The 17,787-nt window shown below is 45.6% G+C and carries 8 protein-coding genes; all 8 read right to left on the bottom strand.

The window, feature by feature from the left end:
* Positions 1–126: 126 nt before the first annotated feature.
* The 8 genes from L1D44_RS06240 to L1D44_RS06205 all read right to left on the bottom strand — a co-directional run bounded on the left by L1D44_RS06240 (position 127) and on the right by L1D44_RS06205 (position 17,572).
* Positions 127–2,469, bottom strand: a complete 2,343-nt coding sequence (locus L1D44_RS06240) for a hypothetical protein (protein ID WP_239889341.1) — start codon at positions 2,467–2,469, stop codon at positions 127–129.
* 735 nt (positions 2,470–3,204) lie between these two features.
* Positions 3,205–3,996: a thioredoxin domain-containing protein gene (locus L1D44_RS06235; protein ID WP_239889340.1), complete on the bottom strand. Its 792-nt coding sequence runs from the start codon at positions 3,994–3,996 to the stop codon at positions 3,205–3,207.
* A gap of 43 nt (positions 3,997–4,039) precedes the next feature.
* Entirely contained in the window at positions 4,040–5,410 is a 1,371-nt protein-coding gene (locus tag L1D44_RS06230) for a sigma-54 dependent transcriptional regulator (RefSeq protein WP_239889339.1), read from the bottom strand.
* A 227-nt stretch (positions 5,411–5,637) separates the two neighbouring features.
* Positions 5,638–7,878 (bottom strand): hypothetical protein, encoded by a 2,241-nt coding sequence (locus L1D44_RS06225; RefSeq protein WP_239889338.1) that lies wholly within the window; start codon positions 7,876–7,878, stop codon positions 5,638–5,640.
* A gap of 473 nt (positions 7,879–8,351) precedes the next feature.
* Entirely contained in the window at positions 8,352–11,426 is a 3,075-nt protein-coding gene (locus L1D44_RS06220; protein WP_239889337.1) for an efflux RND transporter permease subunit, read from the bottom strand.
* Positions 11,423–14,698 (bottom strand): efflux RND transporter permease subunit, encoded by a 3,276-nt coding sequence (locus L1D44_RS06215; RefSeq protein WP_239889336.1) that lies wholly within the window; start codon positions 14,696–14,698, stop codon positions 11,423–11,425. Before L1D44_RS06215 ends, L1D44_RS06220 begins: the two co-directional genes overlap by 4 nt.
* Before the next feature lie 15 nt (positions 14,699–14,713).
* Complete coding sequence (locus L1D44_RS06210; protein ID WP_239889335.1) at positions 14,714–15,775, bottom strand: efflux RND transporter periplasmic adaptor subunit; 1,062 nt, start codon at positions 15,773–15,775, stop codon at positions 14,714–14,716.
* Positions 15,776–16,282: 507 nt separating this feature from the next.
* On the bottom strand, positions 16,283–17,572 hold the full coding sequence (locus L1D44_RS06205) for a citrate synthase (protein ID WP_239889334.1): 1,290 nt from the start codon (positions 17,570–17,572) through the stop codon (positions 16,283–16,285).
* Positions 17,573–17,787: the final 215 nt, after the last annotated feature.

Here is a 17,787-nt window from a genome sequence, read left to right as displayed (position 1 = left end):
TAAATAAAGAGGGCGGCGGTGTTTACCGTTGCCCTCTTGTCATTTCAAGCTTATGTACTGTTAATCATAGTGCAGTAAATACAAGTACTGTAAATATAAGTACTGTTAATGGCTGAGTTCAGTTTTTTACTCAACGGTATTAACTTCAACAGTCACGCCATTGACAATCTGCGAACCTTCATCATCTTCTACCACAGCGACGATACCATCGACCCCTGCAGATAGGAATGTGATTGGGTCAGTGTTTTCCACACCCGGTTTAAGTTCTATGGTAAAGGCACAGGTATAGTGTTCACTACCTGAACCGTTATAGCCAAGTACCGTACCGATAGCACAAGGTGAGTAAGAGACACCTGCATGTTCACCGTTGGCAGCATTGAGGATGATAAACTCTGAGTGGATATTATTATGGGCAACTGTTACACCCTTCACTGTGAGTTCTGTTAAGGTCACATCCTCGACACCGGCATTAGTCAGTTCTAACACGACTAGCATGCTAGTTGCGAATGCCATATCTGTATCTGGAGCCTGAGGTGTAAAGGTCACAAGTGCATTATCAGATGCATCGACATCTTGACCGTCTTCATCGACACCTCTGATGGTAGCCGTATTTTCGTGAGTATCACCCGCATTACCCTGTAGACCTTTGATGATATCACAGCTTGCATACTCGCCAGGCTGTAATATAAAGCCATTAAGTGCTGTTGGAGTGATAGGGCTACCATTTTTGCTATCAACCATACAGTCACCGGTTAGGGTACCGAATGGAATATCTGTTAGACTCGTGAAGGTCACGTCATCCACACCCGCAGCATTGACACTAAATTCAAAGTTATAGCTAACGTTGCTGTAGTTATTTGGATCGTCACCGGTTTCTAATACCTCTGTTGGGTTTGCTGTCTTAACAAGAGTGATTGACGATGGTACGTCACGGATATCGACCATGGCAGAATCATTACCCATCGCCTCATCATGCTCATCATCAATCGCTTTTGCGGACACGGTATTAGAGTGCTTATCGCCAGCATCACCGCCAATAAATTTGGTGAACTTACAGGTATAAGTACCACCTAAGGCAATAGTTTTGGAGACTGCAGAACACTCATCGGCAAGAAGATCGCCAAAGTCGGTGTCATCTAACACGGTTAGGGTGAGTGGAGAATCCCAGAATGCGGCATCATTTTGGACTTCAATGGTAAACTCAACATTAGCTCCAGGCTCTAAAACCTCAGTTGGATTAGCCGTCTTGGTCACGGTAATTGCTGGAGGTAGGTTGGTGATCTGCACTCTGACCTCGTTACTACAATGATCGCCTGCAACACTGCTTGAAATAGCAGAACAGCTATCGCCATTAACAACGGCATCACCATTCTTATCCTCAAGTGATAGCATGACTAAGTCATCATAGAGTTCAGGACTTTGGTCATTAGGTAAGTCCCGGTCGACAATATGTACCGTGAAGGCACAACTGTATGTGGCACTAGGCAGAATTTCACCGCCGTTAGCTGGCATTGAACAGTTAGTCGCCGTTAGATACAGTCCATCAACGTTTGGATTGACACTGACAGGTGAACCCCAAAGATCAATTGATGTATCAAAACCACCTTCTGCGCCGATATCAATTTCATCACTTAACGATTTGATAAATAGCGAAGTTTGGGCATTAGGGTTAGTAAAGCTAACGGTATAGCTAAAGGTGCCACCTGGCTCACTACGGGTTGAGACACTTGTGAGTGTTTTAGTGATGACCGGTGGGGTAGGTTTAATAAAGACATCAATATTAAAGGTGTCACAGTTACATTTTGATTTGTTGTTAGGGATCTGACCGGCGTAAGGGTCTTCTTCATAGGTACAATTATCTCTATCTATGTTGTCCCAAGCCGCACAATAGGTGAAGTCTGCCTGATTATTACCATCTGCGTCGGCACATAACATGGTGATTGGCTCGTTGGTTAGCACATATTCATCTGGGCCTAACGCCTTGGTGATATCGCCACATTGGTCGCCGTCTAGCTGAACATCGGCTGCCTGACCGCTGTCACCTGGGATTGGCAAGATCATGCTACAGTTACGAAGGCCTGCACCTTGTACAACTTGTGGGCTTTGCTCGGTCAAAGGTAGATAGAAAGTCGTATCCCAACGTTCGTTCGCATTAGTCCGTACCGTTACATCGGCGTTGAAGGTGAACACTTCACCTAAGTTACATTCGGCGTTAGGGTCGGTTGGAGTGACTCGAGTGATTTCCACATCATTCGCAGTACAGTTTAATGAGTCTTGTGCCAGTTTATTACCGTCTTTCATCAGATAGGCATCGGCCATACAGAATTTAGTCGGGTCTTCGCTCATGCCAAGCCAGTCATAGGCTGCGGCATCTGCGGTTGACAGGCTCGTCACACTATAGAGGGTGGTAGAGCTTATAAGCGCAATACCTAGCGCGCCGATAAGTCGTTTGCATTTAAATCGTTTCATAATATTTACCATCTTAATAAGTGAATATGGATAAAACGTGCTTAGTTTTTGTCAATTTTTACCAATAAAATCTTTACTTGTTGTGTATCAAAATTTGACGTGGCCCCATGGTCACGCCACTGTCGGCAGTTTGCCGATAAGGCTGATTACCTGACTGAAAAGAGCGCTAGCAATTAACTTCAGTGAGGGCGAATTCAAACTTATGCTAAGAGAGTAAGCAAACCCCAAGCCATAGATGTATGTGGCTGAATATTAAGAGTAATCTTTATTTTTTAGCACCTAGTCTGGAATGAGATGTTTCAGAGGTGAAACAGAAAGATTTTGAGTGTTTCTCTAACTGCTTGTTTGCTAGGGGGTTATTTTTAGATAGTGTTCAAGTTGCTGCTGTAACGCTTGTTACACTTGGTGCAGTTTTCTTTTGAACCTTAGGCTTAGTGTCTGAGAATCAGAGTGTTTAGCAATGAAAAAGCAGAGCTAAATAGCGCTTAGCCTTTCACTCCGTCTAAGTCATTAATTTAATTAGGGAATCACGTAGGTAGGAGGATGGAGCCTAGTAAGGCAAACAGTTAAAGCTGAGTGTATAAAGATCTTGCTTAGTTATAGGCGCTATGACTCGTAAGGAACTGTTACCAGTGAGGAGCTAATACCAATAATGGGCTGTGGCCCAATATTGGTATTATATGTTTTAAGCTGGATTTGTTGAGTGTTGCGATAGATTTATGAATTTAAGGTTTGCTAGTTATTTTTTTGAGAATTGGCGAGTAGTTCGTCGAGCAATATCGCGAAAGTTTGATAATTCTGGGCACCGACAACCAGCTTGGGTGAGAGCAATTGACCGTTCTCGACTCTACCAATTACGAAGCTTGGTGTCCCCCGGATCCCTAAAGAGGAGCCGTAAGCGACATCTTGCTGCACTTTGCTAGAGATGGTCTCATCGAGCAGGCAGTCAGCAAACTTAGTCATATCTAATGAGAGATTGCTGGCGGTTTGTTGGTAGAGTTCATCATCGAGTTGCTTCATGTTCTTGAACAGAGAGTCGCGCATTGGCCAGTAGGCATTCTGTTGTAGACTGCAGTTTGCAGCAATAGCGGCGCCCTTTGCCTTAGGGTGAAAGTTCAGAGGAAAGTCGCGAGTTAGATATTGGACCTTGCCAGTATCGATATAATTGGATTTTAGCTTAGTGAATGTTTGATCGATAAAACGTTTACAGTAAGGGCATTGGTAGTCAGAAAACTCGATAATTGCCAACTGAGCTGTGGCATCCCCAAGTGAAGGCAGTTTACCATCTTCATTAAAGTTTGGCTGTGTTGGTAAGGTTTTGTATTGCGGTTTTTGCGATCGCATCGCAATGGTATGAATGTCTTTAACTTGGTTCCCTACCGTACTCACCTCTTTTTTCAGCTGGGTTATTTCCTGCTTGAGTGATGCCATTTCCTTTTGCAATTCTGCGTTATCCTGAGGCTGACAGCCTGTAAGTAACAAGGGAGTCAGTAATAACGCGATCGGTAATCGTTTATATCTTAACATCGTGGGGTTCCTCGGCTAATCAAATGGTCTCGAGAAGCCATCTCTAGAGTTTAATTTTGCATTTCTTAATTAAACGGTAAAAGGTGGTTCTTGATATCTTAAGCTCACGTGCCGCCGCAGAGATATTGTGGTTATTACGCTTGATAGCATCGAGTAGCAGCTCGGTATCGATCACCACTCTATGCTGAGCCAAATCAACCACATCGTTTTCATCGGGCTTTAAATTGGTGATTTTAATTCCTAAATCTGCTGCGCTTAATTGATTACTGTTTGCCATGATAATGGCTCTATGTATACGGTTCTTAAGCTCTCTCACGTTACCGGGCCATTCATAACTGAGCATGGTATCCAGCGCCTTTGAGCCCAAGGTGAATTTGTGATGTTCTGGAGCGAACAGCTCAAGGTACTCATTCGCTAGCAGTGGAATGTCCTCTTTATGCTCTCTAAGGCTCGGCGCGTGTAGGCGTAGTATATTGATACGATAATAGAGATCTTCTCGAAATCTTCCCTCTTCGACAGCGGTTTCAAGATTAACATGGGAAGCAAAGATGATTCGGCAATCAATGGCAATGTTCCTGTTGCCACCGAGACGCTCGATGATATGCTCTTCGAGAAACTGTAACAGGTTCACTTGAGACTCTAATGTCAGATCGCCTATCTCATCTAAAAATAGCGTGCCCTTATTGGCTCTCTCTATATGCCCTATGTATTGTTTGTCTGCACCGGTAAAGGCGCCTTTCTCGTGACCAAATAACTCTGAATGGATCAAGCTTTGAGGTAAGGCTCCACAGTTGATGGTGATAAAAGGGCCTCTTTTTCGATCAGATAGGCTATGAATAAGATGAGCGCATAGGCCTTTGCCTGTCCCCGTTTCACCGCTGATCAATACCGCTTCGTCTGATGCTGCAACCTTAGTAATGTTATCTCTTAGTTTATTGATCAAATGAGAGTCACCCAACAGCGGCATTTTCTGACTTATATGACAGCAACTACTTTGATCCTTCTGTTTCAATAGTGCCATACCGTACGCATGACCCAATGTTTGGGTAAGGTGGTTCCAGTCGATGGGAAGATGATGATAGTCGGTAAAATAGTAGGGGAGACTAGAAGTGAGGTTTGTGTCCACCGCATCGATATCTATTAACACGGCTACCCAGATAATGTTTTGCTGACGCTGGTTTATCTCATTAATGCTGCTGAGCACCCGTTGCTGGTTTTTTTTAGATAACACTGCAATGGCAACATGAAAATTATAATCTCGCACAGCTTTATTTGCGCTCGGAAGGGTTGTGGCGAGGATGCTGTGCCAATGATACGCTTTGAGCTCTTGTTCATAGCCCAAAAACTCACCAGTGAGGTCAAGTACGAGGAGCTCTCTACAAGCAATAGGCTTTTTATGTTGGAATTTGTTCACGGTTCTCCCTTAGAGAAACTCAGTGTCAGTGCCCTCAATGGCGAACTATTGTTGTATAAATTTTAGGTAGGATTTGGCGGAACGCAAGCCGATAGGGAGCTAAAAGTGCCACGTTGTTGACACGTGGCAATATTTTGTCATTTTTGGTGTCTGGTCAGAATGGGAGCCTAGCTTATCTGACTCGGACCGAGCATGAAGTAAAGCTCATCCTTGAGCTATAGGTGGTACTAGTATGGACTAGGAAGTGCTGGGCACTGACTAGGATCGCTTGGTACGTACTTAACACCGTTACCATCGGCAACTTTCATGTTGTTAAAGGTATCTAGCAAGGTCTTGTAGTGATTTTGCGCCGCGGCATCTGTACCTTGCCATGCGCTAATTGCAGCTGAAACGATATCTGCGGTAGACATAGTGCCACCACCTGGCATCATCAACACGGCATCCCCACCTAGGCGATACTCAATATTGAATAAGAATGCCAGTAGTTGCTGTGCGAGCTGCTCTCTTGGATCGCCGCCGCCATTGCTATCAATTAAGAAATGTGACACCTCGGCTTTGACCGTACCCGCACCTGCTGAGATCCCGTCTGTGATGGAGTCATTTTTGTAGGCGGGATCGACATCTGTTCCGTCGGAAAATTCACCGTCAAATGGCTCATCGCCCTTACCAAAGTAGCTGGTTTCACTGTCATAAGGATCTAACGTATTGATATAACTTGTGACAAAGGCTGTCTCCATTTCGCCTAGGCCATTCTTGTTATGCCAATAACCCTTAGTACCGAAACTCGCCTCATTAAAACAGATATTGGTAAATACCACATCATCGAGTGGGTTGTTGCTATTGTCTAGATAAGCGTTACCCATAATAGGTGGTAATCGACCGTCTGGACCGCTGGCTTCAGATCGCACGTCAAACTCTATGGTGATACTTGATGTCGCCATCCAACCTTGCGCCGTGGCTTCTTCTACCTGATAGAAGTCAGAAGGGTACTGAGTTAGCGGTGCATCCCCATAACCATTAGGTAGTAATACGCTAAAGGTCATTTCACCGTTGGCATCTGTCATTCGGTTTGCATAGCCGTTCTCTAGGATCGGATCTGCAGTGAGTCCAAAACGTGCAACCACTTCGGCATACACATCGGCATTAACCGTACTGCTGATTGTATCCGGGATAGGGCCACCATTAGATTCCAGTAAGCTTGGGGCATATTTTAGTCGAACTGGCCAGTTGGCTAGCCCAACTTCATTGCCATCTTGGATACCGTTATTGTTAGTATCAAAGATTTTCTTCACCTTGATATTGGCAAAACCAACTTGGCTTAAGGTGATAGTGATTTGCGGGTCGCTATCCACTAGAGACTCGACACCTAAGGCAGTAGGAATAAAGTCTGAGAACTCATTACTGGTATGTGGCGCTAGGCCGTCATCAAACAGATCGGGACAAGGCATCTCCATCACGAAGCGCTGAATAAAATCGTTCGGGTCATCGCCATCCCAAAGGCTAGGATCCTCAGGTCCGGTATTTAATGAGCTAAATGCTTGGTAGTCATGGACATAACCGGAGGTAGTGAAGTATTGACTATTAAGGTTCTTATCTTGATGTTCGGTCCACCTGAAGTGGTCTAAAGACCAAAGATCATTGAGCTGTCCTAAGGCTTCTTTAAGTAAGATAGTGGTTGGGTCGCCCGTTGACTCATCATTGGTGTTATCGTCATTACGAACATTTAGGCCATCTTCAATACCGTATTGCCATTGCCAGATAAACTTCTCGCCTAGGTCTAAACGACAGTTTAAGTTAGCATCGTGGTAGTTACGCAGTGCGATAATACCGTACTGAGGCTTTTTCTCTTTGACCTTAAAGTTGTCGGTTTTGGAGTAGCGCGGGATAAAGCCATGAAAGCCTTCATTTACTGCGCCATAGTTATCGACGGGGGTCATCCATGCCTTATAGACGCCGCCTTTGTTGGGAGTGTCTGCATAGGGGTAGAGCTGAATGACCATGGCGTAGAGAGGGGCACCACCGTGATCCATGTCGGGATTAAATGCGTGAACTGTTGTGGTTTTGTTACCATTGGTCGGGAACTCAGTACAAGAGACCTCTTTTCCCTTATTCTGGTAGCTTCGCCCATCGCCTAGGTATTCGGTGATGACACCATTGGTGATTTTTACCTCACGGCAGATAACAGGGTCTAGAGAGAGGAGTTTTTTACCGCTAGGGTCGGTGACTTGGAAATAGTAATTGCCGTCAGGAAGTGCTGCGGCAGAGGCGGGCGCATTCATCCGAGGTCCACCATCAAGATAGACTTCGAGTTTACTGCCATACCTCACATTCTCATTGACTATGCCGCCATCTTCTGTGGTGGTGAAAATGGCGCCCGATAATGCATTAGCTGCCATCGGAAGCCCCACCGCGAGTAAAGCAGCGAACATAGGTAAGAGTGAGAATCGAGGTTTATTGCGAGTTTTCATAATAGATACCTCATTCATCGCATTGTTTGTACTGATTTAATACATATATAGTGCCAACAATTTATTCCTTATAATTCAATTGGTTATATTCATTTGGTCGCGAAAGGTGTAACAGGTATCGGCTGTCTGGATTTATATTGAGTGTTTTCAGAGGCTTATATTGTTTCAAAAGTGATACACTTTTTAGAGAGTAAAATACTTGCAAGGAAGGGCAGGCGTAGCTGTGCTGTTTTGCGGATAAAGAGCGGAAAATAAATGAAAAGAGCCAAGGATCGAGTAGACCTTGGCTATAAATGGTAATGTGTTAGAGAATCGCCAGCTCAAGTTTAAAAGTCTTAAGCTGGCTCCCATAGATCACAGCGTATTCATAACAGCCATGAGCTGCTCCCTAGTAATAGCCATGAGCTGCGTCCTAATAATAGTCAAGAGCTAGCCCGAGCTAACGGGCAGGAGCTCACTTGCAGCAATCACCACTAGCTCATCCAAGGTAATAGCCTCCTTGAAAACCTGTCGGCTTGTCCAAGGCGAATCGCGCTGTTGTGGCGTATTCTATAAAGGGCTTGATAACACAAGGGCACCAAATACAGGCTAGTGACGGTTGAGAAGGTGAGGCCGCCGATAATCGCAATCGCCATCGGCGAGTATGATGGACCGCCACCGCCGAGCTGCGTATCCCCCATAGCTAAGGGGACTAAGCCTAGTACTGTGGTTCCTACTGTCATAAGCACTGGGCGCAATCGAGTGAAACACACGGCACTAATGGTTTCAGATAGCTTATCTAGCTCAGGTGAAAGCTGATTGATTTGATCCACTAATACGATACCGTTATTCACGACTATCCCCATCAAGATCAAAATGCCTATCATCGCCATTATTGACATGGGGGTACCAGTAAATAGTAGTGCCCAAAATACGCCGGTAATAGAGAATAGAATCGAGGTGATAATCGCCGTGGGCAGCAGCAGTGATTCAAACAGGGCGGCCATGACGATGTAGATCATCGCAATAGCCAATATCATATTGGTGGCCATGACCGCTTCATCTTCATCTTGCTTTTGAAAGCCGCCTCTTAGCGAGTAACCGTAACCTGCCGGGAAGTTAACGTTATCCATCACTTGAGTGATCTTCTCCTGTGCTTCCTCTGTGGTTAGCTCATCTAAGTTGGCTCCAATCGATAGAGCTGTCTGTCTGTCGTAATGGCGAATGGTGTCAAACCTAGGTAAAATTTCGACTTTGGCTAAACTGTCTAAGGTATAGACTCGATTGTCGATTCGGATCACTGGCAGCTGTTTTAGTTTTTCCAGTGATAAGCGCCATTGCTGCTCAAACGCCATCTCGATCCGCAGTTCACCACTAGGATCATGACGAAATGAGCGTAGCGGTGTGCCTCTTAGCGCCATAGAGATACTAGAGGCCACTTCACTGAGTTTTAAATCCAGTCTTGCTGCCATTTGGCGGTCGATACGGATCACCACCTCTTGCTGGGCGCCATTTAACTCTGAGCGCACATCGGTGAGGCCATCGATATTACTGAGCAGCGGGATGACTTGTTCGCTAAGGTGAATTAACTCTGTGGTCGAGCGACCTGTGAGGGAGACGCGAACGCCGTTGTTTTCTCCGCCCCAGCCAAATTGCGGCTTGGCGATAGCAAATTTTGGAAAACCTTCCCGTATGGTTTTCTTCAGCGCCTTCATATCGACTTCGGTGTCCTCTTTTAAGATCAGAGTCGATTGACCTCTGTCGGCCGAGAAGTAACTGTATACCGAGTCTATCTGGAACTTATCTTTATTGGCATAGAGATAAGTTTCCATCTTAGTGATCATCGCTTCTGTGACATCTAAGCTGTGACGGCCTTCCACCTGATAGTTGATGTATAGACGATTATTGCCTTCACCATCAGACTGGTCCTGTTTGACCATGCTTAATGGTAGGGCGGTGGAAGCTAAGAGGACGATAGCTAATACACCTGAAATTCGCGGATGAGCCAAGATCCAATTTAGGCTCGTTTGGTAGCGAGTTTGTAGTGAGCTTTCTTTCGTTCGCTTACTTAACGAGAATGTCATCTTACTTAGCATCAAGGGTAGCAATGTTTTTGCGACTAACAATGAAGCGCCGAGGGAGATACAGATAGCAATCGCCACATGCTCCAAGAAAATCGTTAACTCAACTTTTACGCCAAATATGTTAGGTAAAAATACAATTGCCGTTGTCATGGTACCGGCCAGTACTGCCAATGAGACCTTATCGACCCCTCGCAGTATAGCCGTGTTGTCACTTTGGCTTACATGCTCAAGATTGTTTAGGCCATCGACTTTAGCTTGCTTCTCTTGAAGTACGCTTTCGGTGACCACCACCGCGTTGTCGATCAGCATGCCCACAGCAAGTAATAATCCCATCATTGACAAAATATTGAGGCTATAACCTAAAAAGTACATTGCCGCTAATGTCATACAGATAGCAATCGGCACCGATGACACGATTACTAAGGTCATCTTAAGGTCGCGAAGGAACAGATATAGAACAATGAAAGAAAGCAAAGCACCTATCAGACCCGCGGCAAGTAGATCGCGCAAGGAAGAGGTCACCCCATAGGCCTGATCTTCCATGACAAACAGCTTAATACCTTCAAACTGTGAGTCCTGCTTAGCTTCTTCGATAACCTTCATCACCCGTTCGGATACATCGACCAGATTAGCACCCGACTCTTTAAACACATCTAAACCAACGGCGTAATTTTGATCTAAGTGACGACCATCTAAGCGCTCTGGCAAAGAGAAGGTGATATTGGCGATATCGCCTAAGGTGATCCCTGGCGCTAACACCAACGCAGCGATGTCATCTAAATTTCTAAACTCCCCCTTGGGCGATACTTGATAGACGCGAGAGTCGGTTTTTAGCACGCCAGCGTTAATGACAAAGTTTTCTTGCTGTAAGCGGCGGTTAAGGGCTTGAACCGAAATATTGCTCGATGCCAGTTTGTCGGCATTAATACGAATTTCAATCTGCTTTTGTTCGACACCATAAAGGGTGACTTGCGATACCCCTTCTACACGTTCCAGTGGTTTTTTAAGCTGCTTATCGAGTAGATCGAATGCACTGGATAGCTCGCGGTCGCTTGAAATTCGTAAATTAAGCACCGGCATATCGGCGGTACTGAACTGCCTGATAAACACTCGCTCCACATCTTTAGGCAATAAGTGACGCACCGCATCGACTTTCTCTCTGGCCTCTAAGCTCTTAGTGGCGACGTTCTCTCCCCACTTCATTCTTAGTTCAATTTCAGCGCCATTTTGTGAGGAGCTTGAGCGTAGCTCCTCAATGCCGCCCATGGTGGCTAACGACTCCTCCAGTACATTGGTGATGTCACGCTCCACCTCTGAAGGGGTGGAGCCTTTATAGGGCACCTCAACAATCACTTGTGGAATATCGATGCCAGGGAACATCTCTAGCGGCAATAATCGACTAGAAGCGAGCCCAAACAGCAGTATTGCCACAAAAAACATCGTGGTCGTTACAGGCCTTGCAATGGCGAAGCGGGTGATATTCATGCTTGGCCTCCTTCAAGACCCATGTCTGAGTCTTTTCTATCAAACTCCTTTCTATCAAAGAGGGCATAAAGCACAGGGATCACAACTAAAGTCAGCAGCGTTGATAATGATAGACCGAAAATCACCGTAATCGCCATCGGCGCTCTCACTTCGCTACCATCACCAAGGCCTAGTGCCATAGGAGATAGGCCAAGTGCGGTAGTCATGGTGGTCATGATGATCGGGCGCAGACGCGATTTAGCCGCGTTAGAGATTGCAGTAAGCTTATCTTCGCCATTTTGACGCAGTTGGTTAATTCTATCGACCAGTACGATGGCGTTGTTGACCACAATTCCCGCCAGCATAATAAGGCCAATAAATACCACTACACTTAAGTGGGTCTGGGTAATATAAAGGCCTAAAATACTGCCGCCGACCGCCATAGGGACGGCGATTAAGATCAGTAGCGGATGCAGTAAGGACTCAAACTGGCTCGCCATGACTAGGTATACGAGAAATACCGCTAGTACCAGTGCGATTTGCAATGACTTAAATGAGTGCTCCATCTCCTCATTTTGACCACCGAAGCGAGCTTGAATTGAGGTTGGCAGTGTTTGATTAGCCAAGATCTCACGAGCGGTGAGTACGGCGTCATTTAAATCACCGTAGGCTAAGTTTGCAGACACTATGGCCACACGTTGCTGGCTAATACGGTTAATTGCCGATGGACCTAGCTTTAAACTCACATCTGCAACGGCGCTCAGTGAGATCGGATGACTACTATTGGGATTGATGATCATCGAGTCGATATCACTAATTTGGTTACGCTCATCGAGCTCACTGCGTACCAAGATATCAATTTTACGATCTCGCACCGTATACTGACTGGCAATCGTGCCGCCAATACGCTGAGCAATGCGGTTCGCAACCGTTGGTGCGTCCATACCCAGTGCTGCTAATCGTTCATGATCAAAGCGAATACTCAGTTCTGGCTGACCGTCACGTAGGCTGGTATTGATATCGGCAAAGCGGTCTGAGTCAGACAGGGCATCGACTAAGTTGTCGGCAGTTTGTTTAAGCTGACCTAAATCATAACCGACTAGCTCAATCTCCAGCGGCGTTTTAAAGCTAAATAACTCAGGGTGCTGCACCTTGGCTTCAAGTTCTGGAATGCGCATTGCTGTGGTACGTAGCTTATCGGCTACGGCATCAAAAGCGCTGTGATCGCGAAGCACCACTTGTAAGCGCCCCCAGTTCTCACCCCCTCGTGAAGTATCAGAGGTCATTAAACCGCCGCTACCCGCCTGACTATAGGCGTGTTTGACATCATCTCTATCTTTAATCGACAGTGCGAGGGTGCGCAGGACTCTATCGGTTTGGGTGACTTCGGTTCCTGGCGGCAATAGTACCTCAACATAGAACTCTCCTTGATTCATTGGCGGAATAAGCTCCATGCCAAGGCGTGGAATTAACAGGGCCGCTCCTGCGGTCACCATAATCGCAATTGATAATGTCAGTACCTTAAACTTAAGCGCCGCAGCCAACAGTTTGTGATAGAAGCGCTCTAACTTGTGATAAGCCCAATTAAAGGCGCCGCTAATCGGGCGCATGATAAGCCCCATCAACCAAGACAGGCTACGGCTAATGAGCAGCACTAAGGTCAATAGTGCGCTTGGTAGATAGTTAAACAGCAGCACAAAGGGGAAAGAGAATACGGTGGCACTGTAATGCTTGAGTTTAGCCATCTTGGTTTCAGGTTTCGGTTTTGCCGTCTTTTCCAATAAAGGGGGCAGTGCCTTAAAGCCTTCACGAGAGGCAAGCATAGGGATGGTGGTTAACGCCACTAGCAATGAAGCGAGCAGGGCGAAGGTCACCGTTAATGCTTGGTCTGAAAACAATGCACCTGCAACGCCATCGACAAACACGAGAGGCACAAATACGGCAAGCGTGGTGAGGGTGGAGGCGAAGATAGCGCCAGCGACCTCTTTTGTGCCGGTCACGGCGGCTTCGAGCCTGTTCATGCCAAGGGATTTACAGCGGTCAATATTTTCAAGCACTACGATGGCGTTATCGACCAAGAGACCTACTGCTAAGGCAATTCCTCCTAGCGACATGATGTTAAGGCTGATATCGGCAAAATACATCATGTTAAAGGTGGCAATGACCGAGAACGGAATAGAGATTGAGATAATCAGGGTTGGTACAATATCCCTAAGGAACAGGTAGATGACGAGCATAGATAGCAGGCTACCGATCAGGGCTGCGGTGGTGACTTCGTTGACGGCACTTTCGATAAACTCTGACTGATCATAGATGACTTTCAGCTCTGCCTTGGCGTTATGCTCATTGAGCTTATTAAGCTCTGCTGTGACTTTTTGAGCCACGGCAACGGTATTGGCATCACCTTCTTTGTAGATCGCCAGCTCAATGGACTCTTTATCTCCAATACGGGTGATGTCATTGCGTTCCTTATAGGCATCGACAATTTGCGCCACTTCAAATAGGCGTACTAAGGTCTGCTCATCACGGTAGATCACTATCTGGCCAAGCTCGTCCAAAGAGTTGAACTGATTAAGGGTGCGGACTAAGTACTCTTTGTCGCCTTGGATCACTTTACCCGCCGACAGATTGATATTTTCTTCGGCAATGCGGTTACGAATAAGATCGGCGCTTAAATTAAGCTGAGTTAGCTTTTGTTGGTTAAGCTGAATATGCACCTCTTGTTGTAGACCACCAGAAAGTCTGACTGCGGCAACGCCTGTAAGAGACTCAAGTTGACGCTTAAGCTCCTCCTCGGCATAGGTTCGCATCTGTTTTAGCTCTGTCTCGCTCATACCATCGCTTGCACCTTCCGTGGTTTCAGGGACCGATAGCGCTAAACGAACGATAGGATCGAGATTAGGATTAAACCTTAGTAATAATGGTTTTTTAACATCGAGCGGCAACTCTATGGTATCGAGCTTTTCTCGCACATCTAAGCTCGCCATATCCATGTCGGTGCCCCATTCAAATTCCAGCACTACATCAGACATGCCAGAGCGAGAAATTGAGCTGATTTTCCTAAGCCCCTTTACAATACCCGCCGCTTCTTCGATTGGCTTCGAGACCAACTGCTCGACTTCTACTGGCGCTGCACCCACATATTGAGTACGAATGGTGATGGTGGGGTAACTCAGGTCGGGTAGTAGTTTGACTGCAAGGCGGGAGAAACCCACCATGCCGAAAAGGATCACCGCAAACATAAACATCCATACCGTTACCGGTCGATTAACCGCCGTTTTTATAATAGACATAACGTATTCCTTTGCTTATTTAGCTGACGCTAGGTCTACGGAGTTGATGACTTCAACTAAGGATTTATCTTTGAGGTTTTGTTGACCGCGGATCACAATTTGTTCGCCAGGTTCGATCCCCGCAACGACTTCTACAGTATCGGCTTCTCGATAACCGAGGGAGACAGCGCGGCGGTTGGCGTTCTCACCATCGATAACATAGAGCGCAAACTCATTATCTTGGTTTATTATTGCGTTGTAAGGCACGGTAATTACGTTGTTATGAGTGTCGTACTTGAGCTCGACTCGGGTAAACATGCCCGCTTTTAGAGTCGCATCTTGGTTCGGTACAGAAAGCGTTACTTTAAAGGTACCGCTTTGCGCATCAACAATCGGACTTATCCGCAATACAGTCGCGTGGGTCGTTTGTTGCGTATGCTTGTTAGCAAAAATTTCGGCGTCTTGACCTAGGCGAAGGTGCTGAAGTTGTTGCTCCGGTAAATGCACTATGCCGTAGAGTTCGTCTTGATTGATTACGTAAAATAGCTCGTCAAACTCTTTCGCCATATTGCCAGACTTGACGAAGCGGGTCGCGATAACACCATCGATAGGCGAGCGGATCATGCTCTCTTGGACATAAAGTGCGGCTAGATCGCGTTTAGCCATGGCGGCCTGTAGGTTATATTCCAATTTCGCCATCGAATCGGCGCTGAAGAATTCTTTATTGCTTATTTTCTTAAGACGATTTAATTCCTGCTCGATGATCTCAACTTCGGCTTGAGAGCGGTCTAACTCAAACTTCTGCCTTTTAGAGTCGATAACCGCCAACAGCTGCCCCTTCTTAACTCTGTCACCTTCTTCGACTTCAAGTGCTTGAATAAGTCCTGCAACTCGGGTGACAACTTTTGCTTCTTGAGGTGCTTCCAGTGTTGCTGTGGTGCTATAGAAAGAGGAAACATCGCCTTGGATCACAGTGGCTGTTTCCACAGGCACTGCGTACTTTTCCTCCTCTTTAGCTTGTTCTTGTTCGCCACAGGCGGTTAATAGTGTTGCTAGCAGCAGAGGTAGAATGATTGTTTTTTTAGTTAACGCTTCCATGTAGGCCGACCTTTATTCGATTTTCCGATAGGCTTGATAAAGCATTATGTGTGCCAATATTTATATCTTTTAAATTCAATGACTTACTGTTGCGCTTGATAGTGGAGTGGTATTTATTACGAATAATGTAGCGAAAAGTTACAGATGTTAGTTTTTTTAACAAGTGTGGCGGGGGCACTATTATGATCTTCACCGTTATCTTGAAGCGGGATGTTTAGGCTTGTTTAGCGAAACGGTTATCAGACGAAAGCCAATGCTGATGTCGTTGTAACTGCTACTATTGGTACTTTTGTGTACCTATTAGCCCACTTTATTGGATTCGTGAGGGGGAGTTTTGCGCAGAAATCGATTATTGATCTCTATTTTAGCGAATTTCATGATGAATTTTATTTGAGGTGTATTGGCTTTTTGTGAGCATAAAAAAAGCACTCAATGAGTGCTTTTTAATAATGAACGTGAGCTTAGCCTAAGTGACGAGGTTAGATTAACTACGTTTTAGTTATCCTATTAATCGCGTTTATCTTTATCGATAAAATCACGCTTAGGAACACCAGTATAAAGCTGGCGAGGACGACTGATCTTGTGACCAGGCTGATCCAACATCTCTTTCCAGTGGGCAATCCAGCCGACAGTACGCGCAAGGGCGAACAGAACGGTGAACATGCTTGTAGGAATACCGATGGCCTTCATGATGATCCCTGAGTAGAAATCAACATTTGGATAAAGCTTCTTAGAGACGAAATACTCATCTTCTAGTGCGATACGCTCAAGCTCCATCGCCACATCGAGTAGGGGATCATTCACTTTAAGTTCAGCAAGTACTTCATGACAGGTTTCACGCATCACTTTTGCGCGAGGGTCGAAGTTTTTGTAAACACGATGACCGAAGCCCATTAGACGGAACGGATCTTCTTTATCTTTAGCGCGCTCGATAAACTCTGGAATACGATCGACTGTGCCAATCTCTTCAAGCATATTCAAGCATGCTTCGTTAGCACCGCCGTGAGCGGGGCCCCATAGTGACGCAATACCTGCAGCAATACATGCAAATGGATTCGCACCTGAAGAGCCTGCAAGGCGTACCGTAGAAGTAGAGGCATTTTGCTCGTGGTCAGCGTGTAGGATAAAGATACGATCCATCGCGCGTTCTACGATTGGGTTAACCTTGTACTCTTCACATGGCACACCAAACATCATGCTTAGGAAGTTACCGGCATAGCTTAAATCGTTACGCGGGTAGACAAACGGTTGACCGATTGAATACTTGTAACACATAGCGGCGATTGTTGGCATTTTTGAGACTAAGCGGTATGCAGCAATTTCACGATGACGCTCATCATTCACATCCAAAGAGTCTTGGTAGAAAGCAGAAAGGGCACCGGTTACGCCACATAGCATCGCCATTGGGTGAGCATCACGTCTAAAGCCTCTAAAGAAGCTAGCAAGTTGCTCATTTACCATGGTGTGTGTCTTAACTGTGTATACGAATTTTTCGTATTCTGCTTTATTTGGAAGCTCACCATAAAGCAATAAATAACATAAATCTAAATAGTCAGACTCTTCTGCTAGCTGATCGATTGGGTAACCGCGGTGCAGCAGTACGCCTTTCTCTCCATCGATGTAAGTAATTGCAGATTCACACGATCCGGTCGCTAGAAATCCTGGATCGAAAGTAAAGTAACCTTTGCTACCTAGTTTACTGATGTCGATTACATCAAATCCTGCCGTACCTTCTTTAATAGGCAGTTCGATTGAATCATTCCCTGGTAGTTCTAATGTGGCTATATTATCAGCCATACCCCATTCTCCTTACTTCATTCTTATTGAGTGCGGCTTATCAAACATGATTACTTTACAGTGAATCTAGATCACATTTCAATTTAAATAAGCGTTTAAATTTGTTAGACCATGGTCTTAAATGGCCTTAACCACTTGTCGCATCAGAGGCTTGGTAGAATTTTTTACCAAAAAAACTAAATTTGCATAATGTGATGTTTGTATTTGACATTTCA

The sequence above is a fragment of the Shewanella sp. Isolate13 genome (assembly GCF_022398325.1).
GTDB lineage: Bacteria > Pseudomonadota > Gammaproteobacteria > Enterobacterales > Shewanellaceae > Shewanella.
Note: the sequence above shows the minus strand (reverse complement) of the source record. Positions and strands in the feature narration are given on the sequence as shown.